21 protein-coding genes are annotated in these 23,059 nt (G+C 64.9%); 18 read left to right on the top strand and 3 right to left on the bottom strand.

The window, feature by feature from the left end:
- The first annotated feature begins 10 nt into the window (after positions 1-10).
- The 6 genes from ftsZ (at position 11) to GFD25_RS03000 (ending at position 5,189) form a co-directional block, all read left to right on the top strand.
- The gene (gene ftsZ, locus GFD25_RS03025; RefSeq protein WP_338024611.1) at positions 11-1,273 is read left to right on the top strand and encodes a cell division protein FtsZ; all 1,263 of its coding nucleotides are present in this window, start codon (positions 11-13) and stop codon (positions 1,271-1,273) included.
- 46 nt (positions 1,274-1,319) lie between these two features.
- Entirely contained in the window at positions 1,320-1,796 is a 477-nt protein-coding gene (locus GFD25_RS03020; protein ID WP_163229854.1) for a cell division protein SepF, read from the top strand.
- A gap of 129 nt (positions 1,797-1,925) precedes the next feature.
- Positions 1,926-2,207, top strand: coding sequence for a YggT family protein (locus GFD25_RS03015; protein WP_163229852.1), 282 nt, complete (start codon positions 1,926-1,928; stop codon positions 2,205-2,207).
- Positions 2,208-2,345: 138 nt separating this feature from the next.
- Positions 2,346-3,641, top strand: coding sequence for a DivIVA domain-containing protein (locus GFD25_RS03010; protein ID WP_163229850.1), 1,296 nt, complete (start codon positions 2,346-2,348; stop codon positions 3,639-3,641).
- A 22-nt stretch (positions 3,642-3,663) separates the two neighbouring features.
- A complete protein-coding gene (locus GFD25_RS03005; RefSeq protein ID WP_163229848.1) occupies positions 3,664-4,266 on the top strand; it encodes a signal peptidase II in 603 nt (200 codons plus the stop codon).
- Positions 4,263-5,189, top strand: coding sequence for an RluA family pseudouridine synthase (locus GFD25_RS03000; RefSeq protein ID WP_163229846.1), 927 nt, complete (start codon positions 4,263-4,265; stop codon positions 5,187-5,189). The genes GFD25_RS03005 and GFD25_RS03000 overlap by 4 nt, the downstream gene beginning before the upstream one ends.
- On the opposite strand, the gene GFD25_RS02995 is transcribed toward GFD25_RS03000, so the two are convergent.
- Positions 5,113-5,445 (bottom strand): hypothetical protein, encoded by a 333-nt coding sequence (locus GFD25_RS02995; protein ID WP_163229844.1) that lies wholly within the window; start codon positions 5,443-5,445, stop codon positions 5,113-5,115. The genes GFD25_RS03000 and GFD25_RS02995 overlap by 77 nt on opposite strands.
- A gap of 239 nt (positions 5,446-5,684) precedes the next feature.
- Between GFD25_RS02995 and dnaE the strand changes: the two genes are divergently transcribed.
- The 3 genes from dnaE (at position 5,685) to GFD25_RS02980 (ending at position 10,738) form a co-directional block, all read left to right on the top strand.
- Positions 5,685-9,239 (top strand): DNA polymerase III subunit alpha, encoded by a 3,555-nt coding sequence (dnaE, locus tag GFD25_RS02990; RefSeq protein ID WP_163229842.1) that lies wholly within the window; start codon positions 5,685-5,687, stop codon positions 9,237-9,239.
- A gap of 84 nt (positions 9,240-9,323) precedes the next feature.
- Positions 9,324-9,725, top strand: coding sequence for a DUF4186 domain-containing protein (locus GFD25_RS02985; RefSeq protein ID WP_163229840.1), 402 nt, complete (start codon positions 9,324-9,326; stop codon positions 9,723-9,725).
- Between the two features lie 122 nt (positions 9,726-9,847).
- Positions 9,848-10,738, top strand: a complete 891-nt coding sequence (locus tag GFD25_RS02980) for an aldo/keto reductase (RefSeq protein ID WP_239512369.1) — start codon at positions 9,848-9,850, stop codon at positions 10,736-10,738.
- A gap of 352 nt (positions 10,739-11,090) precedes the next feature.
- Here the strand turns inward: GFD25_RS02980 and GFD25_RS02975 are convergent, their stop codons facing one another.
- Positions 11,091-12,434, bottom strand: a complete 1,344-nt coding sequence (locus tag GFD25_RS02975; RefSeq protein ID WP_163229836.1) for a metal-dependent hydrolase family protein — start codon at positions 12,432-12,434, stop codon at positions 11,091-11,093.
- A gap of 97 nt (positions 12,435-12,531) precedes the next feature.
- Positions 12,532-12,837 carry a YhbY family RNA-binding protein gene (locus tag GFD25_RS02970; RefSeq protein ID WP_163229834.1) on the bottom strand — a complete coding sequence of 102 codons (306 nt, stop codon included), beginning with the start codon at positions 12,835-12,837 and terminating at the stop codon, positions 12,532-12,534.
- Positions 12,838-13,179: 342 nt separating this feature from the next.
- Between GFD25_RS02970 and GFD25_RS02965 the strand changes: the two genes are divergently transcribed.
- From GFD25_RS02965 to priA, 9 genes are all read left to right on the top strand, one after another.
- Entirely contained in the window at positions 13,180-15,057 is a 1,878-nt protein-coding gene (locus GFD25_RS02965) for an oleate hydratase (protein ID WP_163229832.1), read from the top strand.
- A 120-nt stretch (positions 15,058-15,177) separates the two neighbouring features.
- Positions 15,178-15,702 carry a GNAT family N-acetyltransferase gene (locus GFD25_RS02960; protein ID WP_163229830.1) on the top strand — a complete coding sequence of 175 codons (525 nt, stop codon included), beginning with the start codon at positions 15,178-15,180 and terminating at the stop codon, positions 15,700-15,702.
- Positions 15,703-15,745: 43 nt separating this feature from the next.
- Positions 15,746-17,209, top strand: coding sequence for a xylulokinase (locus GFD25_RS02955; RefSeq protein ID WP_163229828.1), 1,464 nt, complete (start codon positions 15,746-15,748; stop codon positions 17,207-17,209).
- A gap of 82 nt (positions 17,210-17,291) precedes the next feature.
- Entirely contained in the window at positions 17,292-18,689 is a 1,398-nt protein-coding gene (gene hisD, locus GFD25_RS02950) for a histidinol dehydrogenase (protein WP_163229826.1), read from the top strand.
- Between the two features lie 160 nt (positions 18,690-18,849).
- Positions 18,850-20,022, top strand: a complete 1,173-nt coding sequence (locus GFD25_RS02945) for a histidinol-phosphate transaminase (RefSeq protein ID WP_163229824.1) — start codon at positions 18,850-18,852, stop codon at positions 20,020-20,022.
- Between the two features lie 65 nt (positions 20,023-20,087).
- Positions 20,088-20,690: an imidazoleglycerol-phosphate dehydratase HisB gene (gene hisB / locus GFD25_RS02940; RefSeq protein ID WP_163229822.1), complete on the top strand. Its 603-nt coding sequence runs from the start codon at positions 20,088-20,090 to the stop codon at positions 20,688-20,690.
- Complete coding sequence (locus GFD25_RS02935) at positions 20,690-21,454, top strand: hypothetical protein (RefSeq protein ID WP_420837540.1); 765 nt, start codon at positions 20,690-20,692, stop codon at positions 21,452-21,454. The genes hisB and GFD25_RS02935 overlap by 1 nt, the downstream gene beginning before the upstream one ends.
- A 53-nt stretch (positions 21,455-21,507) precedes the next feature.
- Positions 21,508-22,155 (top strand): imidazole glycerol phosphate synthase subunit HisH, encoded by a 648-nt coding sequence (gene hisH, locus GFD25_RS02930; RefSeq protein ID WP_163229820.1) that lies wholly within the window; start codon positions 21,508-21,510, stop codon positions 22,153-22,155.
- Between the two features lie 27 nt (positions 22,156-22,182).
- On the top strand, positions 22,183-22,908 hold the full coding sequence (priA, locus tag GFD25_RS02925; RefSeq protein WP_163229818.1) for a bifunctional 1-(5-phosphoribosyl)-5-((5-phosphoribosylamino)methylideneamino)imidazole-4-carboxamide isomerase/phosphoribosylanthranilate isomerase PriA: 726 nt from the start codon (positions 22,183-22,185) through the stop codon (positions 22,906-22,908).
- The last annotated feature ends 151 nt before the right edge of the window (positions 22,909-23,059 follow it).

Here is a 23,059-nt window from a genome sequence, read left to right as displayed (position 1 = left end):
GGAGACAATGGTGAGCGAAATCGCCCAGAACGAGCAGTTCAACGACAAAACCAACATCAAGGTCGTTGGTGTCGGCGGCGCGGGTGGCAATGCCGTCAACCGCATGATCGCCGAAGGCCTGCAAAACGTTGAGTTCGTGGCGGTCAACACCGACGCAAAGGATCTGCTGCGATCCGATGCGGACGTGAAGATCTCGCTTTCCGACAATACCAGCCGTGGACTGGGCGCCGGAGCCGACCCGGAAAAGGGCGCGAAGGCGGCGCAGGACCATCAGTCCGACATCGAAGAGGCGCTCAAGGGCGCCGACATGGTGTTCGTGACCTGCGGCGAGGGCGGCGGCACCGGCACCGGCGCCAGCCCGATCGTCGCCAAGGCCGCGCACCAGCAGGGCGCACTCACCATCGCGGTCGTCACCCGTCCGTTCTCCTTCGAAGGCCCGCAGCGTGCCGCGTCCGCCAGCTTGGGCATCGACAACCTGCGCAAGGAAGTCGATGCGCTCATCGTCATCCCGAACGACCGCCTGCTTGAGCTGTCCGATCGCACCGTCGGCATCGTGGACGCCTTCAAGACCGCCGACACCGCGCTGCTGGCCGGCGTGCAGGGCATCACCGACCTGATCACGATGAACTCCTACATCCACGTCGACTTCTCCGATGTCACCACCGTTCTGCGCGGCGCCGGCACGGCCCTGTTCGGCATCGGTTCCGCGCGCGGCGAGGACCGCGCCACCCAGGCGGCCGAGATCGCGATCAGCTCGCCGCTGCTTGAGGAAAGCATCGAAGGCGCGCACGGCGCGCTCATCAACATCGCCGGCCCGACCGATCTCGGTCTGCAGGAGGCCGCCGCCGCGACGGAGCTCGTGCGCAAGGCCATCCATCCCGAGGCGCAGATCATCTGGGGTCTGGCGCTCAACGACGCCTACGGCGACGAGGTGCGCGTCACCGTCATCGCCGCGGGCTTCGACCCGAAGTCCAAGACCCCCGAAGCCGTCGCCGACGCGCCGGCCGCCCAGCCGCTGATCGCACAGCCGGCCGCGCCTGTCTCCCAGCCGGCTCCCGTCCAGCAGCAGCCTGTGGCCCAGAATCCGGTTCCGGTGCAGGCTCCCGTCTCCCAGCCGGTGCCGGTCCAGCAGCCTGCTCCCGCCGTCCAGCCGCAGACTTACGTTCCGGCCGCCGGTGACGTCGCCTCGCGCTCCTTTGACGAGACCTCCGAGCATTCGGTGGTTTCCCCCAATGACCCCGGCGATCTCGACATCCCGGATTTTCTGCGCTGAATCGGATCATGGGCCGAAAGCCTAAGCCGGATCGAAAGGAACTTGCATGGCAGGGTTTATGAAGAACGCGATGTCCTATCTGGGCATGACGGACGTCGTGGATGACGACGACCAGTACGAGGAGGAGCCGACCGAGGAAGCCGGCTTCGACTCCGACCATTCCGTAACCCCGATGGGCCAGCCCGCGGCCGCGGCGCAGGCTCCGGCCGCATCGGGCCGTGAATCGAACCCGTTCCAAAGCCGGGTGAGCCGCATCACCACGATCCATCCGAAAACGTACGACGACGCGCAGCTCGTCGGCCGTGCGTTGCGCGACGGCGTGCCGGTCGTGCTCAACCTCACCGGCGTTCCCGAGGCGGTCGCGTATCGTATCGTGGACTTCTCCGCCGGAGTCGTGTTCGGCGTGCGCGGATCGATCGAACGGGTGACTCCGCGCGTGTTCCTGCTCAGCCCGGCGCAGGTCAACATCAAGGTGGAGGAAACGCAGACGCCTTCCTCCGCGCATGACCTGTTCTCCGACTGACTGTCTTTCCCGGCCGCTTCCGTTCGGCACGCGGCAATGAGCGCTTATGGTGCGGCTGCCGCAGCGTGCCTTGCGTAGACGTTCAGCGAACGTTCAGCATGTCCCCGGTCCTCTTGATAGGCTGGGGGCATGCTGTTTTTGTTGCTGTCGCGTATCGTGAACTGGGCGATCGACGTATACATCACCATCCTGTTCATCCGTATGATCCTTGACTGGGCGTTCGTGCTCGCGCCCCGATGGCGGCCGGCCGGAGTGGTCGCATCGCTGATCGACGTGATATACCGCCTGACCGAGCCCCCGTTGCGATGGCTGCGCCGCTACATTCGTCCCATCCCCATGGGAGCGGTGTATTTCGACGTGAGCTTCCTCGTGCTGTACTTCGCGCTCGTGGTGCTCCGCATCCTCATCTGAGGTCGGTCCGTGCCGCAAACGGACAAAAAAACCGCCGGAATCGGCACACAATCGGCACATTGGCGTGGGGTCCGTGATAGCATCGTGAGTTGATACCAACACAGCGAGGCATGGCCCCAAAGCGAGGTGTAAAGATTTATGGCTTTGTTGACTCCGAAGGATATACGGGAGCATACCTTCCAGACGGTTCGATTCAAGGAAGGCTATGACGTCGACGAGGTCGACGATTTCCTCGATCAGGTGACGGAGACCGTCGAGGCGCTCGGCAAGCAGGCCGTCGCCGCCGGTGCGGCCACGCAGTCGCTCGGCCCGGACGTCGCCAACCTGAACAAGAAGATCTCCGATCTGACCGCGCAGGTGCAGGAGCTGCAGAAGGAAAACGCGAGCCTGAAGTCCGAAGCCGGCAATGCCGCCGGACAGGGCGATCAGGCCGCGAAGGTGGCGCAGGCCAAGCTCGGTGAGGCCGAGGAAAGCAACCGCGCCCTCACCGCGCAGAACGAGCAGCTCAAGGGCCAGGTCGACCAGCTCAACAAGCAGATCGACCAGCTGACCGCCCAGGCCGCCAAGGCGTCCGACAACGACGCCCTGGCCGACCAGCTCAACGCCATCAAGCGCGAGCGTGACTCTTTCCGCGCCAACGGCGAGAACCTGTCCCGCCAGCTGGCCGCCGCCCAGCAGCAGGTCGCCGCCGCCCAGCAGGCCGCGGCCCAGGTCCGCGAGCTCACCAAGCAGCTTGAGGAATCCAAGCAGCGCGAGAACCAGCTGCGCGAGCAGGTCTCGAAGGTCGAGCCGAGCACCGAGACCGGCAGCCTGCAGAAGATCGCCGGCGCCGCGGCCGCGGCCAGCACCGAGCCCGAGCGCGCCACCGCGATGCTCACCCTCGCCATGCAGCTGCACGACCAGTACGTCGACAAGGGCAAGGCGCAGGCCAAGGAAATCACCGAGGCCAGCCAGGCCAAGTACAACGAGCTGATCACCAAGGCCAACGATTACTCCAGCCGTACGCGTTCCGAGGCCGATGAGTACGGCAAGCGCACGCACGCCGATGCCGACGCCTACTCCGACCGCGTGCGCGCCGACGCCGACGGATACTCCGTCAAGACCCGTCAGGATGCCGACCTGTACCTCAAGAACAAGCACGAGGACGGCGACGCCTATGAGGCCGAGGTCCAGCGCCGCGCTTCCGAGTACGACAAGAAGAAGCGCAACGAGGCCGACGAGTACAGCAAGAACACCCGTTCCGCCGCCGACGACTACGCGCAGCAGGTCCGTGACAACCTCACCGACCAGACCAAGGTCATCGAGGGTAACATTCAGGGCCTCAAGCAGTTCGAAAGCGCTTACCGCACCCGTCTGACCGAGTTCCTCACCGGTCTGATGAACCAGGTGTCGGACACGAACAGCTACAGCCAGACCGAGCAGTCCGGCCAGTGAGACACAGGACGGGTATTCTCATATGACTACTCGACAGGGACGGCCGCGCACGCGCGTGGCCGTCTTTGCATGTGTGGCGGCCGTCGCGCTGGCCATCGACCAGCTCACGAAATTCTGGGCGCAGGCGGTACTTGCGGACGGACATACGGTACCGGTCATTCCGGGGCTGCTGTCATTGACCCTCGTGCATAATCCAGGTGCGTCGCTCGGACTCGGCTCGTCGATGACATGGGTGATCTCCATGCTCGCCATTGCGGCGTGCGTCGCGTTGGCGGTGCTCTCCCTGCGCACGGCGTCGATGCGGTGGACACTGTTTCTCGCGCTGGCCTTTGCCGGCGCGTTCGGCAATCTCATCGACCGCGTCGCCTATGCGGACGGGTTCCTCAACGGCAAGGTCGTGGATTTCCTGAATTACGGATGGTCCGTCGGCAATGTGGCGGATATCTGGCTCATGCTGGCCGGGGTCGGAATCGTCGTGCTGATCATGATGGGCACGTCGTTTGCGTCGGTCGGTGACGGTCCGGTCGCCGGCATCGCGAAGCCGGCTCCCGAAGTCCGTGCAGCGAAGTCCGAGGACGACGTCATTGACGGGAGGGACTCGTCGAAAGGCGGAGAGCGCCTATGAGCAGACTGGTTCCCGCTCCCGACGCGTTGGTCGGCAAACGATTCGACGTCGCCGTAGCGAAAATGCTGGGCATTTCGCGCGCCAAAGCCGCCGATCTCATTGAAAGCGGCCAGGCGCGCGTGTTGGACCGCGACATCTCCAAATCCGGCACGCTGATGTCCGGGGAAACCGTGGAATTCGACCTTGTCGAGGAACGGGTCGAACCTGAGCCGGTCGCCGACGACATGGCCATCGTCTATGAGGACGATGACATCGTCGTCGTAGACAAGCCGGTGGGCGTGGCGGCCCATGCCTCGGTGGGATGGACCGGTCCGACCGTGCTGGGCAGCCTGCTCAGGCGCGGCGTCCATATCACCTCGTATGGCGCGGCCGGACGGCAGGGCATCGTGTCCCGACTCGACGTAGGCACGTCGGGACTGATGCTGGTCTGCAAGTCGGATCTCGCCTACGTCGAAATGCGTCGCCAGTTCGCCGAACACGAGGTGCGCAAGACGTACCATGCGCTTGTGCAGGGATGCCTGAAAGAGGACAGGGCCACCATCGACGCCCCGATAGGTCGCGCGAAGGTCTCCGATTTCCGGTTCTGCGTGACGCCGGCGGGCAAACCCGCCATCACCCACTGGGACGTGATGGAACGATTCGGCGGCGAAGCCACGCTTGTTTCTGTGAACCTGGAAACGGGCCGCACCCATCAGATCCGCGTGCATTTCTCATCCATCGGCCATCCCCTGGTGGGCGATCCGATGTACGGCGCCAACCCGGTGCTTTCGGCCGAACTGGGATTGGAACGCCAGTGGCTGCATGCGATGAAACTCGAATTCCGCCATCCCCGCACCCACGTGTGGACTACGGTCGAATCGCAGGTTCCGGCCGATCTCGCGCATGCGCTCGACCTGATGCGGCAGCGATGGCCGAAACGATGACCCCCGTGATCAGACAGACCGGGGAGGCCATGACCGACACGCATACGAACAACAGCGCCAACACATCCGTCGGATCATAGACGCCTCGGCGCAGATACGCCATGCCGGCGAGCACGGCAAGCGCGAATATCACGCCCGCCCCCATCAGCACCGCGCCGATGACGCGTGCGGCATTGCCGCGTGCGGGCAGCGGCACGGGAGTCACCGCGCCCGAGCGACCCCGCATATCGTGCCCGGCACTCTGATCGGCATTCATCGGAGATCCTTTCCCTGCGGATGCCGTCACTGGACTTCTCATGACGGTGAGACCATCTTCGACGACGACCGTTCGCGTAGACAAGCCGGAACGGGACATGTGGTCGAAAGGTACCCGGTTATCCACAGTCCGGGCGTGTCCCGGTTCCGACGGTGAATCCGGGCGTGTCGTATGCGATGCCGTCGTGTGCGGTTCCCCCTGAAACGTCCCAAGCGAGGCCATACGGTAAGGTTGGTCACATGGCTGAATCGGGAAACTTCGTACATCTGCACAATCACACGCACTATTCGCTGTTGGACGGCGCATCGAAAATCCCGGCTCTGGTAAAGCGCGTCAAGGAACTCGGCATGCCCGCCGTGGGCATCACCGACCACGGCAACATGCACGGCGCCTATGAGATGTGGAGCGCCGCGGTGGCGGCCGACGTCAAGCCGATCATCGGCATCGAGGCGTACGTGACGCCGGAGACCGCGCGTCAGGACAAGTCCCGCGTGCACTGGGGCACCGAGGCGCAACGCTCCGACGACGTGTCCGGCGGCGGTCTGATCACCCACCTGACCATGTGGGCCGAAAACGACGAAGGCCTCGTCAACCTGATGAAGGCCTCTTCGGTGGCCAACCTCGAAGGACGCGTGGCCCGCTACCCGCGTATGGACAAGGAGGTGCTCGCCACGTACTCCAAGGGCGTGATCGCATCCTCCGGATGCCCGTCGGGCATCATCCAGACCCGTCTGCGCCTAGGCCAGTTCGACGAGGCATTGCGCGCCGCCGGCGAACTGCAGGACATCTTCGGACGCGACAACTTCTACATCGAACTGATGGACCACGGCCTGAGGATCGAGACGCAGGTCACCAAGGACCTGCTCACCATCGCGAAGAAGCTCAATGCGCCGCTGCTCGCCACCAACGACTCGCATTACGTGCTCGAAGAGGACAAGGACGCGCAGGACGCGATGCTGTGCATCAACTCGGGAAGCCGACTCGACGATCCGGACCGCTTCAAGTTCGACGGCTCGGGCTACTACATCAAATCCGCCGAGCAGATGCGCGAACTGTTCAAGGACCTGCCCGAAGCCTGCGACAACACGCTGGAGATCGCCGAACGCTGCAACGTCATGTTCGACGACCACGAGGACGGCGCGTTCATGCCGCAGTTCGCATGCCCCGAAGGCTGGGACGAGACCTCGCTGTTCCTCAAGAAGGTCGAGGAAGGCCTTGAGAAGCGCTACGACGGCGACGTGCCGATCAACGTGCTCAAGCAGGCCGACTACGAATGCGGCGTGATCTGCCAGATGCAGTTCTGCGGCTACTTCCTCGTCGTCGCCGACTACATCAACTGGGCCAAGACGCACGGCGTGATGGTGGGGCCGGGCCGAGGATCCGCGGCAGGCGCGATGGTCGCCTATGCGATGGGCATCACCGAACTCGACCCGATCCAGCACGGTCTGATCTTCGAACGCTTCCTCAACCCGGAACGCGTCTCCCTGCCCGATATCGACGTCGACTTCGACCCGGACGGGCGCGCGCACGTCCTCGAGTACGTCGCCGACAAATACGGCCACGACAAGGTGGCCCAGTGCGTGATCTACGGCACCATCAAGACCAAGCAGGCGCTCAAGGACTCCGCCCGAATCATGGGCTATGAGTTCTCGATGGGCGAAAAGGTCACCAAGGCGCTGCCCCCGGCGGCAACCGGCGGCAAGGACATCAGCCTGCACGACATCTTCGACCCGAACGCGAAACGGTACGCCGAGGCGCGTGAGTTCCGCGAGCTCTACGACGCCGATCCCGACGTCAGGCGCGTCACCGAGGAAGCCAAGGGCATCGAGGGGCTGATCCGCCAGACCGGCGTGCACGCGTGCGCCACGATCATGGGTTCCGAGCCGATCACCGACACGTCGCCGTTGCTCGAACGAGTCGACGGCACCGTCACCACCACGTTCGAATACCATACCTGCGAAACGCTGGGTCTGGTCAAGATGGACTTCCTCGGCCTGTCCAACCTCACGACCATCCGCGACACGCTGCGCAACATCGAACTCAACGGGAAAGGCAAGATCGACCATACCAAGATCCCGCTTGACGACAAGGAGACCTACGAACTGCTGTCGCGCGGCGACACCCTGGGCGTCTTCCAGCTCGATGGCGACGGCATGCGCTCGCTGCTGCGAACCCTTAAGCCGACCAACTTCAACGATATCTCCGCACTGATCGCCCTGTACCGACCGGGCCCGATGTCGATGGAGTCGCACACCAACTACGCCAAGCGCAAGAACGGCCTGCAGCGCATCACCCCGATCCATCCCGAGCTTGACGAACCGCTCAAACAGGTGCTCGACGAAACCTACGGCCTGATCATCTACCAGGAGCAGGTGCAGTCGGCCGCGCGTATCCTCGCCGGCTACTCGCTCGGCAAGGCCGACGTGCTGCGACGAGCCATGGGCAAGAAGAAGCCGGAGGTGCTGGCCAAGGAGAAGGTGCCGTTCTTCGCCGGCATGAAGGAGCACGGCTATTCCGAGGAGGCGGCCGAGGCGATCTGGGAGATCCTGGTCCCGTTCTCCGGCTATGCGTTCAACAAGGCGCATTCCGCGGCCTATGGTCTGATCTCGTATTGGACCGCGTATCTGAAGACCCATTACCCGGTCGAGTTCATGGCCGCCCTGCTGCAGGGCGCGTCCACCAACAAGGACAAGACCGCGCTGTATCTGGGCGAGGCCCGCCGCATGGGCATCCAGGTGCTCTCGCCGGACGTCAACGAATCGGTGTACGAGTACTCCGCCGTAGGCGACGTCGTGCGTTTCGGCCTTGGCGCCATCCGCAACGTCGGCGAGGCCCCCGTCAAGGACATCATCGCCGAGCGCAACGGCCCGCGCGGCAAATACGTGAACTTCATGGACTTCATCAGACGCGTGCCGCTGAGCGCGCTGAACCGGCGCATGATCGAATCGCTGATCAAGGCCGGGGCGTTCGACTCCATCGACCCGAACCGCCGCGCCCTGTACGAGATCCACGGGGCGGCGATCGACTCCGTCGTCGGACTCAAACGCAAGCAGGCCGAAGGACAGTTCGACCTGTTCGCCGACGATGACGACGGGGGAGCGGAGGCGATGGGAGACGCGGCCGTCACCGTGCCCGACATCGAGGAATGGGACAAGAAGACCAAGCTCAACTTCGAACGGGAGATGCTGGGCCTGTATGTGTCCGACCATCCGCTCAGCGGCATGCAGTCGGTGCTGGCCGGACTGCGCGAAATGTCGATCGCGCATCTGATCGACCGTGCGAAGACCATGGGCGACGGCCAGCAGATCACGATCGCCGGCCTCATCACCGGCGTGGACCGGCGCGTGTCCAAGAAGGGCAACGCATGGGCGATCGTCACCGTCGAGGACATGGAAAGCTCGATCCAGTGCATGTTCTTCGGCAAGGTGTACGAGGCTGCGTTCTCCGAACTCATCGTCGACTCGATCGTGCAGATCCGCGGTCAGGTGGAGGTGCGCGACGAGACCGTGAGCCTGCGTGCCACCGAAATGCAGACGGCGACGCTGGAGGCGGCCGACGAACGGCCGCTTGTCCTCACGCTGCCGAACATGGCGCTCAGCCGCGGCAACGTGAACCGTTTGGCGCAGGTGCTCCACGCACACCCCGGCGTATGCGAGGTGCAGCTCGCCATCGTCGATGACGAGGGCAACGCGCAGGTGCTCACGTTCGGCGACCGGTTCCGCGTCAAACGGGACACGACGCTGTTCGCCGACATCAAGAGCCTGTTCGGTCCCAGCTGCCTGCCTGCGGCGTAGGCGATGCCATGCGCCGTCCGTCATGCGACTGACTTCCTGCGTTGCGGTCGCTGGCATGCTACACCGTCGTCGTGGTGAATGGTCATGACTGGATACGAATCCGAGTGGGTGTCTGAGACGCTGGAACGCCTGTCGCATTCCGCGTTCCGGGCGAAATTCACGCTCGACGAACGGGATCGCGCGTACGCCAGGGCGAAGGGGCGGGTCGTGATCGACCGGCATGCGCGCGACATGCTGCGCTCGCGGGTGGGGGACGCGCAACCGCGCAACGACGGTCGGCAGACGCCGTGGCGCGGACATCCGGTATTCACCGCGCAGCATGCGACCGCGACCTGCTGTCGCGGATGCATCGAGAAATGGCATCATATTCCCAAAGGCCGCGCGCTGAGCGACGAGGAGGTGAACCGTCTCGCCGATCTGGTGATGGCGTGGATCGAACGTGACCTGATCGCCCATCCGGTCAGCAGGATCGATCGGCCGCGGTGATCGATCGACCTTGTCGACGATTGCCCGCTGGCCGGCGTCCCGATACGTCATACATTGTTTTGTATGCCATATGAGGTATAGCATAGGAACGGATATGTTCAATCATGCTGAAAGGGGCAATGATGGCTGACAATGACGACGTGACCCGTTCGCCCGACATCACGTTGAACGACAAGTTCCATTCGGTGATCCCGCAGATCGGATTCGGCACGTTCCAGATTCCGCCCGAAGACACGCAACGTGCGGTCGAGGAGGCGCTGGAGATCGGCTACCGGCACATCGACACCGCGGCCGCCTACTACAACGAGGAACAGGTCGGCGATGCGCTCAAGGCCACCGGCATGGCCGGCAAGGTGTGGGTCACCACCAAGCTGCGCAACTGCGACCAGGGCTACGATTCCGCGATGGTCGCGTTCGACGAGTCCCGTCGCAAGCTCAAGGTCGATGTGGTGGACATGTATCTGATCCACTGGCCGTTCGCCGCCGCCGGCTTCTACAAGGAGACCTGGCAGGCGCTGCTTCGTCTGCGTGACGAAGGCGCGATCCGCGTGCCGGCCGTCAGCAACTTCCTGCCCGAACACCTGCGCGGCGTGATCGACGATTCCGGCGAAACCCCGGCCGTCAACCAGATCGAGGTCCATCCGCACTTCAGTCAGCCGGGCAACCTCGCGTTCTGCAGGGAGCACGGCATCGTCGCGGAGGCGTACAGTCCGCTCGGCCACGGCAAGGACATCGAATCCGAGCCGGTCGTCGCGGCCGCAAAGGCGCACGGCGTCACCCCGGCGCAGGTCGTGCTGCGCTGGCATACGCAGGAAGGGCGCATCATCATCCCGAAGTCCAAGCACGTCGAACGCATGAAGGCGAATCTCGCCAGCGCGAACTTCGACCTGACCGACGCCGAGCTCGCAGCCATCGACGCGCTGCACGACCCGCACGGCAATGTGAGCGCCGACCCGGCCACGTTCACCCATTCCCAGTCGTGGGCGGACCAGCACGTGCGCGGCAACATCTGACGCGACTGGTCGATTGACGCCTTGATATGGGTATCGCCCGCACTGATGTGCGGGCGATGCTGTTTGTTGAGTCTCGCGGCCTTGCCGCTCGACGGCACCCCACCCGTCAGCTTCGCTGACACCCTCCCCTGAAAGGGGAGGGAAGTGCTGTGCGCCTCTTTCAGGGACTTCGTCCGCGCTGTTGTCGACTCGCATGTCGGCTCGCACCTCGCCTATAAAGTGTTTCTACCTTTCCCTCCCCTTTCAGGGAAGGGTGTCAGCGAAGCTGACGGGTGGGGTACTGCGGCGTGAGCCGCGACAATGCGGTATCGGCTGCAAGCCGATTCCGACTCCCGCCATCCGGCGCCAACGGTTATTCGCGATAGGCGCGGTCGAGCAGGGCGTCGATGTCGTCGAATCGGCGTGTCTTCGGCCGCCAGACCGGCGAACCATTGGCGACGACCAGCGCCGGTGTCTTGAGCACGCGCAGGTCGAGCAGCGGATCGCCTTCCAGCACGAGCAGGTCCGCCGCCTTGCCGGTCTCGATCGAACCGGTCACGTCGCTCACGCCAAGGATTTCCGCGTTGCCCAACGTGGCCGCGTGAATCGCCTCGGCCGCGGTGAATCCGGCGCGTTTGACCAACAGATCAAGCTCGCGCCATGTGTTGTATTGCGTCACGAACGTCATCGCGGTATCCGTGCCGACGCCTACGCGCAAACCCTCGTCGTGCGCGTCGTTCGCGCCGGCCAGCATGCCGGCCACGACCGTGCGCGCGTTCTCCAGCTGGATGTCCGTGATGCCGGTCGTCCGTTGGTCGATCAGCGTCATCGGCAGACCGGCCGACAGCGTCGGCACCAGCGCCGACCATCCGCGCAGCGCATGCGGGTTGTGCCGGAACAGCTCGATCATCGACGGGTCGAGTTCGCTGCCGTGCTCGATCGTGTCCACGCCGGCCAGCAGTGCGAGCCTGACGCCTTCCGGACTTTGCGCGTGCGCGGCGACGATCACGCCGGACTCATGGGCCACGTCGCAGATCGCGCGCATCCGATCGACGTCCATCTGCGGACTGCCGGCTTCGCCGAGCCGTTGCGCGTCGGTCACGCCGCCGGTCGCCGCGATCTTGATCGCGTTCGAGCCGTGCCCAAGATTCGTGCGCGCATTGCGCGCCATGTCGTCCGGTGTCTCGCCGGTCAGCGCGATCAGGGGAGCGCCGTGACCTTCGGGAACCGCCAGTAGCGGCCCGGACGCGAGGATACGCGGGCCGGCCATGCGGCCGTCGCCGATCATGTCGCGCAGTTCGACCGCCTCGTAGCCGACGTCGCCCAACGTGCGGATCGTGGTGACGCCCGAATTGAGCAGCGTCGTGACGCTCGCCTTGGCGCGCGCCTTGAGATACGGCCGGCCGATGGGCGAATGCATGAGTGATGCGGTGATGCGCTGGCCGCGAGGCGTCGCCATTTTCGGGTTGAGCGGCCGGCCGTCGGAGAACAGGTGGACATGCGCGTTGATGAGCCCCGGCATCACGGTTTTGCCGGTCGCGTCGAGCATGCGGTATCCGTCGGGGATCGGCGTGGCGATGCTTGGCGCGACCTGTTCGATACGGCCGGCGGTCCCGACGAGAATGGTGGTGTCCTCAAGCGTGGTGCCGGCCCTGTCGCCGGTGATGACGGATGCGTGGGTGATGGCGAATGGTTCGCGCGATGGCGTTCCGGTCATCTGAATGCTCCTTTGCGTTCGGATCGACGGTATGCGGGATATGGTTCGGCTCCCGGCATGACGTGCGGGAGCCGCGGTGTTCGATGGGCGGGATTGGCTACTCGCGCACGAGCTGGATGTGCTCGATGTCGTCGCGCTTGGAACGGCGGTAGAGCACGAAACGGTTGCCGATGACCTGCACCACTTCCGCGCCGATCTGGCCGGCAAGGCTTTCGGCGGCCTCCTTCGCGGTCAGGCCCGAGCCGTCCTGCACGGCGATCTTGAGCAGCTCATGGCTGTCCATCGTCTCGGACGCCTGCCTGACGGCCGCGTCGGTCAGATCGTTCTTGCCGATGAACAGCAGCGGCTTGAGCGGGTTCGCCAGCGCGCGCAGCTGCTTGGTCTGCTTCTTGGTCAGTGCCATGTGATTCCTTACCTGTCCTTGACTGTCCTACTGTCTGTCATGTCTGTCGCGTGCCGTCATATCGTACGCGATGCCTCATACGAGCATACCGGCGCGGGGCGATGATGCGCGCCGCGCGGTGAGACCCCGTATCGCCGGCACCTGCACGCCGTCGGCGCCCGCATCGCCGCTGGTGGCGGAAACGCTTGCTGAGACGCCCGTCGACGAGCGAAAACCGCCACGACTCTGGTGTTTCGACACAACACGGGCTAGTGTCTATAGCGGGAGTCGAGAAAATGCGACATCATGTCTATCGAGTCAAAGTTGACGTGATGTCAAACTCCACCGTCAAGGAGGCGGAACATGTACTATTCCAACGGCAACTACGAAGCGTTCGCACGGCCGCGCAAGCCGGAAGGCGTTGATCATAAGTCGGCCTACATCATCGGCACCGGTCTTGCGGCCCTGTCCGCGGCGTGCTATCTCGTGCGCGACGCGCAGATGCCCGGCGAGAACATCCACATCTTCGAAAAGGACTCCGTTCCGGGCGGCGCATGCGACGGCGCCGAAATCCCCGGACTCGGCTACGTGATGCGCGGCGGGCGCGAAATGGACAACCACTTCGAGGTCATGTGGGACCTGCTGCGCTCCATCCCGTCCATCGAAACGCCGGACGTGTCCGTGCTCGACGAATACTATTGGCTCAACAAGGAGGATCCGAACTACTCGCTGTGCCGCGCCACCAAGGATCTCGGCCACGACGCCGAAACGAACGGCAAGTTCGGTCTGACGGACAAGGCGTCGATGGAGATCATGAAGCTGTTCTTCACGCCCGACGAGGAACTCTACGACAAGCCGATCACCGACTTCTTCGACGACGAGGTGCTGAACTCCAACTTCTGGATGTACTGGCGCACCATGTTCGCGTTCGAGAACTGGCATTCCGCGCTCGAAATGAAGCTGTACATCAAGCGCTACATCCACCACATCGGAGGGCTCCCGGACTTCAGCGCGCTGCGCTTCACCCGATACAACCAGTACGAGTCGATGATCCTGCCGATGGTCCGCTATCTCGAGGCGCACGGCGTGCGGTTCCACTACGACACCAAGGTCGAGAACGTCGAGTTCGCGATCGGCGGAGGAGACGGCCCCAGGCGCGAGCATACCGGCGTCGGCCAGGACACGATCCTCAAAATCCAGGCGACGTCCGGCGTGTTCAAGCGCAACCCGTACAGCTCCGCGACCAAGAAGATCGCCGTGCGCATCGACCTCGACCACGACGGCGACAAGTCCTCCGTCGACCTGACCGAGGATGATTTCGTGTTCATCACCAACGGCGGCTGCGTCGAGAACTCCACGATGGGCTCGCAGAACTCGCCCGCCCCGTGGAACCCGGACATCAAGCCCGGCGGCGGCTGGGACATGTGGCGCCGCATCGCCAAGCAGGACCCGAGCTTCGGGCACCCGGACACGTTCTGCGCCGACCCTCAGGCCACCAAGTGGATGAGCGCCACCGTGACCACGCTCGACAAGGAGATCCCGCCGTACATCCAGCGCATCTGCAAGCGCGACCCGTTCACCGGACACGTCGTCACCGGCGGCATCGTCACCGTCACCGACTCCAACTGGCTCATGAGCTGGACGCTCAACCGCCAACAGCAGTTCCGCAACCAGCCCAAGGACCAGCTGTGCGTATGGGTCTACGGCCTGTTCCCCGACAAGCCCGGCAACTACGTGAAGAAGCCGATGACCGAATGCACCGGCGAGGAGATCTGCGAGGAGTGGCTCTACCACATGGGCGTGCCTGCCGACAGGATCGAGGCGCTCGCCAAGCGTCACGCCAACACGGTGCCGGTCATGATGCCGTACATCACCGCGTTCTTCATGCCGCGCGCCGCCGGCGACCGCCCGGACGTCGTGCCGGACGGCGCGGTCAACTTCGCGTTCCTCGGCCAGTTCGCCGAAACGCCGCGCGACACGATCTTCACCACCGAATACTCGATGCGCACCGGCATGGAGGCGGTCTACACGCTGCTCGACGTGGACCGCGGCGTGCCGGAGGTATGGGGCAGCGTCTACGACGTGAGGAACCTGCTCAACGCGACCGTCAAGCTGCGCGACGGCGCGCCGGTGACGGACATGAAACTCAACTTCGTGGAACGGGCGGTACTGGGCAAGATCCTCAAGAAGCTCGACGGCACCGACATTGCCACGCTGCTCAAGGAATACCACGTGATCTGATCCGGCCTGTCGATCGGGCCGCCGCTCGGTCGACAGGGGCCGGTGTCCGGTTGCCGGCTTCGGTATCGCGTGGTGATACCGAAGCGGGGTTCGCGTGGGGAATGCGGTATGAATGACGGCATGACCGATGTGACGGACGATACCGCGAACGATGACGGACTGACCGTACGGCATGCGACGGAGGGAGACGTGGACGAGATCTCGACGATCGAGGCCGCGTGCTTCCCGCCGGCCGAGGCCGCGAGCCCGGACGCGCTCCGCGCACGCGTGGCGGCGTACCCGGAATGCTTCTGGCTGCTGTGCGACGATGACGGTTCGATCATCTCGTTCATCAACGGTTTCGCCACCGACGATCGCGATCTGGATGATGACATGTACGACGACCCGTCCCGGCATGATCCGCACGGTGCCTGGCAGATGATCTTCGGCGTGGACACCGAGCCGGGTTCGCGGCATCGCGGATACGCGAGCCGGCTCATGCATCGCGTCATCGACGACGCGCGTGCGGCCGGCCGCGAAGGACTGGTATTGACCTGCAAGGATCGGCTCATCGGCTTCTACGCGCGATTCGGCTACGTGGACGAGGGCATCTCCGGTTCCACGCACGGCGACGTCGTCTGGCATCAGATGCGGCTGGCGTTCTGACGTGATATGCGAACGTGAGCGGCGAGAGACGAGGGGGACGGGCATGCGGGAATATGCGGCAACGTTCGACGCCGGGACGACGGCGGTCAAAGGCGCCCTGGTCGACGAAAGCGGCCGTGTCGTCGCATCGGCGAGCGGTGATCTCGAACCGATCATCGACGGAGAAGCCCGCGAACAGGATCCGGACCAATGGTGGCGAGCGTTTCTCGACGTCGCACGCTTGATGCTTCATGACGCCGCGCAGGCCGATCCGGATTTCGACGTCGAACGTATTCGCGGCATCGTCTGCAGCGGACAAATGCAGGACGTCATCGCGCTCGACGCCGATCTGCAGCCGGTGCGCCACGCGATCCTGTATTCGGACGGTCGTGCGGACGAGCAGGCTGTCGCGCTCGCGGAAGCCTACTCGGGCGGCGCGCAACGGTTCCTCGCGACGGTCGGCAACCGGCTCGAAGGCTGCCTGCCGCTGCCGAAACTCATGTGGCTGCGTGACCGTGAGCCGGACCCGTTCGCGAGGATCGCACATGTGCTCATCAGTTCCAAGGACTATCTCATCGTACGGCTTGCCGGCGTCTGCGTCGGCGACGTGGCCGCCTGCTCCACGGCCGGCGCGATGGACATCCGTACCGGACGGTGGAACGCCGAGCTGTGTGCGGCGGCCGGCATCGACGTTTCGTTGCTTCCCGAACTGCACCGTCCGCAGGACGTCGTCGGGGCGGTGACGACCGAGGCCGCCGAGGTCACCGGATTCGCCGTCGGCACGCCGGTATACGCGGGCATCGGCGATGCGGGGGCGACCACGCTTGCCAGCGGGGTCGCGCATCCCGGCCAGTACAACATCAATCTCGGCACCTCCGGCTGGATCGCGACCGTCTCGTCCGATCCGTTCGTCGACAAGCCGGGCGCGGCGAACCTTGCATTCGGCGTGACCGACGGGTACGTGAACGCGGTGCCGTTCCTCAACGCCGGCGACGTGCACCGTTGGGCGACCGGCCTGTTCGCCGACGGCGACTACGGCCGTGCGCACGAACTGATCGAATCCTCCCGGCCGGGCGCGAACGGCGTGCTGTGCCTGCCATATCTGGTGGGGGAGCGGTTCCCGGTGATGAACCCGGCCGTGCGCGGCGCATTCGTCGGCATGTCGCCGGCCGCGTCCGCGGCGGACATGTTGCGCGCCGCGCTCGAAGGCGTCGCGTTCTCCATCCGGCAGGGCATGGCAAGCTTCGACGAGCCGCCGACCGCGATCTCCCTGATCGGCGGCGGCGCTCGCGAAACCGCATGGTGCCGGATTCTGGCCGCCATGCTGCATCATCCGGTCGAGGTGTTCGCCAATGCCGATATCCTGCCCGCCGTCGCGCTCGCCTCGCTCGTCTTCGGACGTCCAGGCCTGGTCGCGACCGTCGCCGACACCACCACCTACGAACCGGATCCGGCCGCCATCGGCGTCTACGACACGCTCTATCCGCGTTTCGCCGCCCTCTACCCGGCCATCGCCGATCTGGGGTGAAATACGCGGCCTATCTCACGATTCGGGTGAAAACGGACATCGGACGGCGGTTCGTGGCGCCGCATTGTTACGATGGGGCCTTATGAGCGAGAACATCATGCGAATCATCGACCTTCGCGGTCGCAAACTGTCCCGTGCCGAACTGCTGGCCGCGATGCCGCGCGCCGCGATGGGCACCTCCGAAGCCACCGATCTGGTGCGCCCGATCCTCGACGACGTGAAGGAACGCGGCGCCGCGGCCCTGCGCGACTTCGAGGAGAAGTTCGACCATGTGCGTCCCGAGCACCTGCGCGTGCCCGAAGAGGAGATCGAAGCCGCGCTCGACACGCTCGATCCCGAAGTGCGGGCCGCCATCGAGGAATCCGTGCGCCGCGCCCGCGCCGTCGCCGAAAACCAGGTGCCGAAGGACTTCCACACCGATCTCGCGCCCGGCGCCCGCGTCGCGGAGCGCTGGATCCCGATCCAGCGCGTGGGCCTGTACGTGCCCGGCGGCAAGGCCGTCTACCCGTCGTCCGTCATCATGAACGCCGTGCCCGCGCAGGCCGCCGGCGTTGAATCGCTGGCCATCGCCACCCCGCCGGCCCGCGACAACGACAAGGGACTGCCGAACAAGACCATCCTCGCCACCTGCGCCATCCTCGGCGTCAAGGAGGTCTACGCGGTCGGCGGCGCGCAGGCCATCGCCATGTTCGCTTACGGCGCCAAGGGGTCCGAGCCGCAGGACGGCGAGGTGCTGTGCGACCCGGTCGACAAGATCACCGGTCCGGGCAACATCTTCGTCGCCACCGCCAAGTCGCTCGTGTCCGCATTCGTCGGCATCGATGCGGTCGCCGGCCCGACCGAAATCGGCATCATCGCCGACAAGGACGCCAACCCGAGCCTCCTCGCCGCCGACCTCATCGGCCAGGCCGAACATGACGAGCTCGCCGGTTCCGTCCTGTTCACCGACTCTCCGGAACTCGCCGACGCCGTGCAGGAGAACCTCAACTACCGCGTGCCGAAGACCGAGCACGCCGAACGCGTCCACATGTCCCTGTCCGGCACGCAGTCCGCGATCGTGCTCACCGACGACCTCGACCAGTCCGTCGACGCGGCCAACGCGTACGCCGCCGAGCATCTGGAGATCCAGACCGCCGACGCCGACGCGGTCGTCAAGCGCATCAAGAACGCGGGCGCCATCTTCCGCGGACCGTACTCGCCGGTCCCGCTCGGCGACTACATGTCCGGTTCCAACCATGTGCTGCCCACCGGCGGCACCGCGCGCTTCGCCGCCGGCCTCGGCGTGCACACCTTCATGAAGCCCGTCGAAGTCATCGAATACGACGAGGAGGGCCTGAAGGCGCTCGCCGCGCGCATCAACGCGTTCGCCGTGTCCGAAGACCTTCCGGCCCACGGCGAATGCGTGCTGTCCCGCTTCGTCAAGGACCCGTACGACAAGGCGACGCTGCGCGAGCAGGAGAAGGAAGCCGGCCTGCGGTAAAGACATACCGGCATCGTGTCATTTCCATCGAGACGAAACCGAGTGGAGGAAATCTTCCGGAGCATACGCATCCGCAGAAGATTTCCTCCGCTCGCCAGCGCCCGGTCGAGATGGCATGGCATGTGCGCGGCGAATCACCGCAACAACAGGGGAGAAAAGCATGACTGAAGAAACCAACGCGATCCCGGCAAGCCTGCCGCTGCGCAACGACCTGATCGGCGAGGAGCCGTACGGCGCGCCGCAGCTCGACGTGCCGGTCTGCCTCAACGTCAACGAGAACCCGTACGAGCCGAATCCCGACGTGTGCGCCACCATCGCGAAGCGCGTCGGCGAGATCGCCCATACGCTCAACCGGTATCCCGACCGCGAGCATGTCGCGCTGCGCCAGGCGTTCAGCGACTACCTCGCCAAGGAATCCGGCGCGCGCCTGACCGTCGACCAGCTGTGGGGCGCGAACGGCTCCAACGAGATCATGCTCCAGCTCTTCCAGGCGTTCGGCGGACCGGGGCGCACCGCGCTCGGCTGCGACCCGACGTACTCCATGTACCCCGAATACGCGCGCGACACGTTCACCGGATGGAAGCTCGCCCACCGCAACGCCGACTTCACGCTTGACGTGGAGGCAGCCATCGAGGCGATCCATGAGATCAAGCCGAGCATGGTGATCCTCACCAGCCCGAACAACCCGACCGGCACGCCGCTGCCGCCCGCCGACCTCGAACGCATCCTCGCCGTGTGCGAAACCGCCGACGTCGCGGGAGCCGCCGAAGGCGTGCATCCGATCGTGGTCGTCGACGAGGCCTATGTCGAATTCCGCAACCCCGGCACGCCCAGCGCGGTCACGCTCATCGAACAGCACCCGAACCTTGCGGTCAGCCGCACCATGAGCAAGGCGTTCGCGTTCGCCGGCGCCCGCGTCGGCTACCTCGCCGCGTCCAAGGGCATCATCGACTGCGTGCGCATCGTACGCATGCCGTACCATCTGTCCGCGGTCACGCAGGCCGCCGCGCTCGCCGCACTCGAACACACCGACGAACAGCTCAGCCAGGTCGCCCACCTGCGCGAGACCCGCGAGGCCACCGCCGCATGGCTCAAGACCCAGACCTACAAGGGACAGCCGCTCGAGGTCGCCGCGTCCGAATCGAACTTCCTGCTCTTCGGCGGGCATTTCGACAAGCGCGACCGCATCTTCGACGAACTGCTCAAGCGCGGCGTGCTCATCCGCGTCGTCGGACCGGACGGCTGGATGCGCGTGTGCATGGGCACCGACGACGAGATGAACCGCTTCCGCGAGGCGCTCGACGAGGCGCTGCGCATCGTCGAAGCCGAATAAGCCGGCATAATCCGCCGCAGACCGAGTACCCTCAGGAGACGCAACCAAAGCGTAAGGAGCAACATATGGCACGCACCGCGCACATCATCCGCGAGACCAGCGAATCGCACATCGACCTCGAACTGAACCTCGACGGCACCGGCAAAACCAGTATCGACACCTCCGTGCCGTTCTACAACCACATGATGAACGCGCTCGGCAAGCACTCGCTCATCGACCTGACGATCAAAGCGTGGGGTGACACCGACATCGACGTGCACCACACCGTCGAGGACACGGCCATCGTGTTCGGCGAAGCGTTGAAGCAGGCGCTGGGCGACAAGCGCGGCATCCGTCGCTTCGCGGACGCCACCGTGCCGCTCGACGAGGCGCTCGCCAAGGCCGTCGTCGATATCTCCGGTCGCCCGTACTGCGTGTGCACCGGCGAACCGGAAGGCTTCGAATACTGCATGATGGGCGGGCACTTCACCGGTTCTCTCGTGCGTCACGTCATGGAATCGATCGCCCTGCACGCGGGCATCTGCCTGCACATGCAGGTGCTCGCCGGCCGCGACCCGCACCACATCGCCGAAGCCGAATTCAAGGCGCTGGCCCGTGCACTGCGGTTCGCGATCGAACCCGACCCGCGCATCGAAGGCCTGATCCCGAGCACGAAGGGTGCTCTGTGATGGCCGACGACACAAACAAGGACGACGGCCTGGACGTGCCCGACGAGTTCAACCCGGACGATTTCGGCATGAACGACCCGGACGGCGCGGACGGCACCTCGTTCAGCGACGAGGAACTCGAAGCCGCGCTCGCCGGATTCGAACAGGAATTCAACGATTCCGGAGCCGGCGACGGCAGTGGCGACGATTCCGGATCGGCGGACGATGACGGCGAACATGACGCGCAGGACGGCGCAAACGCCGGCGACGCAAGCCCCGCCGACCTGTCCTCCCAATTCGAGGACGAACTCGCCGGACTGCTCGGCAACAAGGCGAAAGCCGCCGTGATCATCACACGCATCGCGTCCGCCGAGTTGCTCGCCGCGTTCTGCGAGCTGTCCGACATCTCCGCCGACTGCATCGGCTCGCCGGACGGGGCGGTCGCCGTGCTGCGCAACCTCGACGGGGACGGTCCGGAAACCGCGGCCCGCGACATGACCATCGTCGTGTCCGGCATGAGCGTCATCCTCGCCGTGAACCGCGCCGACAAACTCGAAGCGACCCTGTACCTGCAAGGCAAGCCCGCGCAGACCTTCGCCCCGCCGATCCTGTTCAGCGCGACCCCGCCGTTCGTGGAGGACCTCATGCTCGGCATCTCCACCCTGGACGACCTGAGGAAACAAGGCATCACAACGGTGGCTTCGTCGGACTACGACCATGACGGCGCCATGAAGGTGCTCGCCGAACACACCAGATTCGGCCGCGGCGAATCCAGCATCCAATAGACACGAGCAAACGAGCCGAGACATCGGCGAATTCAACAGCACGGGAGAACAACATGACATCAGTGGTGGTTTTCGACTACGGATTCGGCAACGTGCGCTCCATGGTGCGCGCGCTCGCCAACCTCGGCATCGACGTGACACTGACCTCCGACTATCGTCAGGCGCTCGAAGCCGATGGCCTGGTCGTGCCCGGCGTCGGCGCGTTCGCCGCATGCATGGAAGGCCTCAAGGAAATGTCCGGCGACCGCGTGGTCACCGACCGACTGCGTGCCGGCCGTCCCGTGCTCGGCGTGTGTGTCGGCGAACAGATCATGTTCGAACGCGGACGTGAACGGGGCCATGAAGCGGCCGGTCTCGGCCTGATCGGCGGCAGCGTGGACCTGCTCGACGCCGACGTGGTGCCGCACATGGGGTGGGACACGGTCGACGCCCCGGAGGATTCCGTGCTGATGCATGGCGTGGAGAACGAGCGTTTCTATTTCGTGCATTCGTATGCGGCGATGGACGTGCACCCAGGCGACCTGAGCCGGTACGAGATCGACTTCGGCGATGCTCCCGAACGCGTCACCTGGTGCGAATACGGGCGCAGCCGATTCGTGGCGGCATACGAACGCGGGCCGCTGTTCGCCACGCAGTTCCATCCGGAGAAATCCGCCGAAGCCGGCTCTCAGCTGCTGCGCAACTGGGTCGACACCTTCTGATCCCGAACATCGAGAAAGGCTGACATCATGTCACTTACCCTGCTTCCCGCCGTCGACGTGCGCGACGGCAAGGCCGTGCGCCTGCGCCAAGGCGAATCCGGCTCCGAAACCGATTACGGCTCGCCGCTTGACGCCGCCCGCACATGGGTGGAATCCGGCGCCGAATGGATCCATCTCGTCGATCTCGACGCCGCGTTCGGCACCGGCGACAACCGCGCCCAGCTGCGCGAGATCGTGCGCGAACTCGGCGACAAGGTCAACATCGAGATGAGCGGCGGCGTGCGAGACGACGCCTCGCTCGACGCGGCGCTCGACGCCGGCGCCGCACGAGTGAACATCGGCACCGCGGCGCTCGAGAACCCGGACTGGACCGCTTCGGTGATCCGCAAGTACGGCGACCGCGTGGCCGTCGGCCTCGACGTGCGCGGACACACGCTCGCCGCCCGAGGCTGGGTCAAGGAAGGCGGCGACCTGTTCGAGACGATGAAATTCCTCGACTCCGTCGGATGCTCTCGATATGTCGTGACCGACGTGGCACGCGACGGCATGATGTCCGGTCCGAACATCGGCCTGCTGCGTGAGGTGGCCGAGCGCACGGACGCCAAGGTGACCGCGTCCGGTGGCATCAGCAAGCTCGACGACCTGCGTGCGATCAAGGAACTGGCCGATCTCGGCGTCGACTCCGCCATCCTCGGCAAGTCGCTCTATGCCCGCGCCTTCACCCTCGAAGAGGCGCTTCAAGTCGCGAAGTAGCCGCTTGTCCTGAGAAATCTTCCGGGGCATTGGAATCCTGAGCGCAACAAATCCGGGAACCTGCAATAGGTTTCCCGGATTTGTTGCGTTATGGGAGTCTCAGCGCAACAATTTCCGGGAATATGCTCTGGTTTCCTGAATCTGTTGCGCT

Source organism: Bifidobacterium aerophilum (genome assembly GCF_010667685.1).
In the GTDB taxonomy this organism is placed as follows: domain Bacteria; phylum Actinomycetota; class Actinomycetes; order Actinomycetales; family Bifidobacteriaceae; genus Bifidobacterium; species Bifidobacterium aerophilum.
This window is presented reverse-complemented; position numbering and strand designations above follow the sequence as displayed.

Bases quoted from the DNA above. Each gene is read 5' to 3' on its own strand.
- GFD25_RS03020 (WP_163229854.1), top strand. From the start codon at position 1,320: ATGGCAGGGTTTATGAAGAACGCGATGTCCTATCTGGGCATGACGGAC.
- GFD25_RS03015 (WP_163229852.1), top strand. From the start codon at position 1,926: ATGCTGTTTTTGTTGCTGTCGCGTATCGTGAACTGGGCGATCGACGTA.
- GFD25_RS03010 (WP_163229850.1), top strand. From the start codon at position 2,346: ATGGCTTTGTTGACTCCGAAGGATATACGGGAGCATACCTTCCAGACG.
- GFD25_RS03005 (WP_163229848.1), top strand. From the start codon at position 3,664: ATGACTACTCGACAGGGACGGCCGCGCACGCGCGTGGCCGTCTTTGCA.
- GFD25_RS03000 (WP_163229846.1), top strand. From the start codon at position 4,263: ATGAGCAGACTGGTTCCCGCTCCCGACGCGTTGGTCGGCAAACGATTC.
- GFD25_RS02995 (WP_163229844.1), bottom strand. From the start codon at position 5,445: ATGAATGCCGATCAGAGTGCCGGGCACGATATGCGGGGTCGCTCGGGC.
- dnaE (WP_163229842.1), top strand. From the start codon at position 5,685: ATGGCTGAATCGGGAAACTTCGTACATCTGCACAATCACACGCACTAT.
- GFD25_RS02985 (WP_163229840.1), top strand. From the start codon at position 9,324: ATGACTGGATACGAATCCGAGTGGGTGTCTGAGACGCTGGAACGCCTG.
- GFD25_RS02980 (WP_239512369.1), top strand. From the start codon at position 9,848: ATGGCTGACAATGACGACGTGACCCGTTCGCCCGACATCACGTTGAAC.
- GFD25_RS02975 (WP_163229836.1), bottom strand. From the start codon at position 12,434: ATGACCGGAACGCCATCGCGCGAACCATTCGCCATCACCCACGCATCC.
- GFD25_RS02970 (WP_163229834.1), bottom strand. From the start codon at position 12,837: ATGGCACTGACCAAGAAGCAGACCAAGCAGCTGCGCGCGCTGGCGAAC.
- GFD25_RS02965 (WP_163229832.1), top strand. From the start codon at position 13,180: ATGTACTATTCCAACGGCAACTACGAAGCGTTCGCACGGCCGCGCAAG.
- GFD25_RS02960 (WP_163229830.1), top strand. From the start codon at position 15,178: ATGACCGATGTGACGGACGATACCGCGAACGATGACGGACTGACCGTA.
- GFD25_RS02955 (WP_163229828.1), top strand. From the start codon at position 15,746: ATGCGGGAATATGCGGCAACGTTCGACGCCGGGACGACGGCGGTCAAA.
- hisD (WP_163229826.1), top strand. From the start codon at position 17,292: ATGAGCGAGAACATCATGCGAATCATCGACCTTCGCGGTCGCAAACTG.
- GFD25_RS02945 (WP_163229824.1), top strand. From the start codon at position 18,850: ATGACTGAAGAAACCAACGCGATCCCGGCAAGCCTGCCGCTGCGCAAC.
- hisB (WP_163229822.1), top strand. From the start codon at position 20,088: ATGGCACGCACCGCGCACATCATCCGCGAGACCAGCGAATCGCACATC.
- GFD25_RS02935 (WP_420837540.1), top strand. From the start codon at position 20,690: ATGGCCGACGACACAAACAAGGACGACGGCCTGGACGTGCCCGACGAG.
- hisH (WP_163229820.1), top strand. From the start codon at position 21,508: ATGACATCAGTGGTGGTTTTCGACTACGGATTCGGCAACGTGCGCTCC.
- priA (WP_163229818.1), top strand. From the start codon at position 22,183: ATGTCACTTACCCTGCTTCCCGCCGTCGACGTGCGCGACGGCAAGGCC.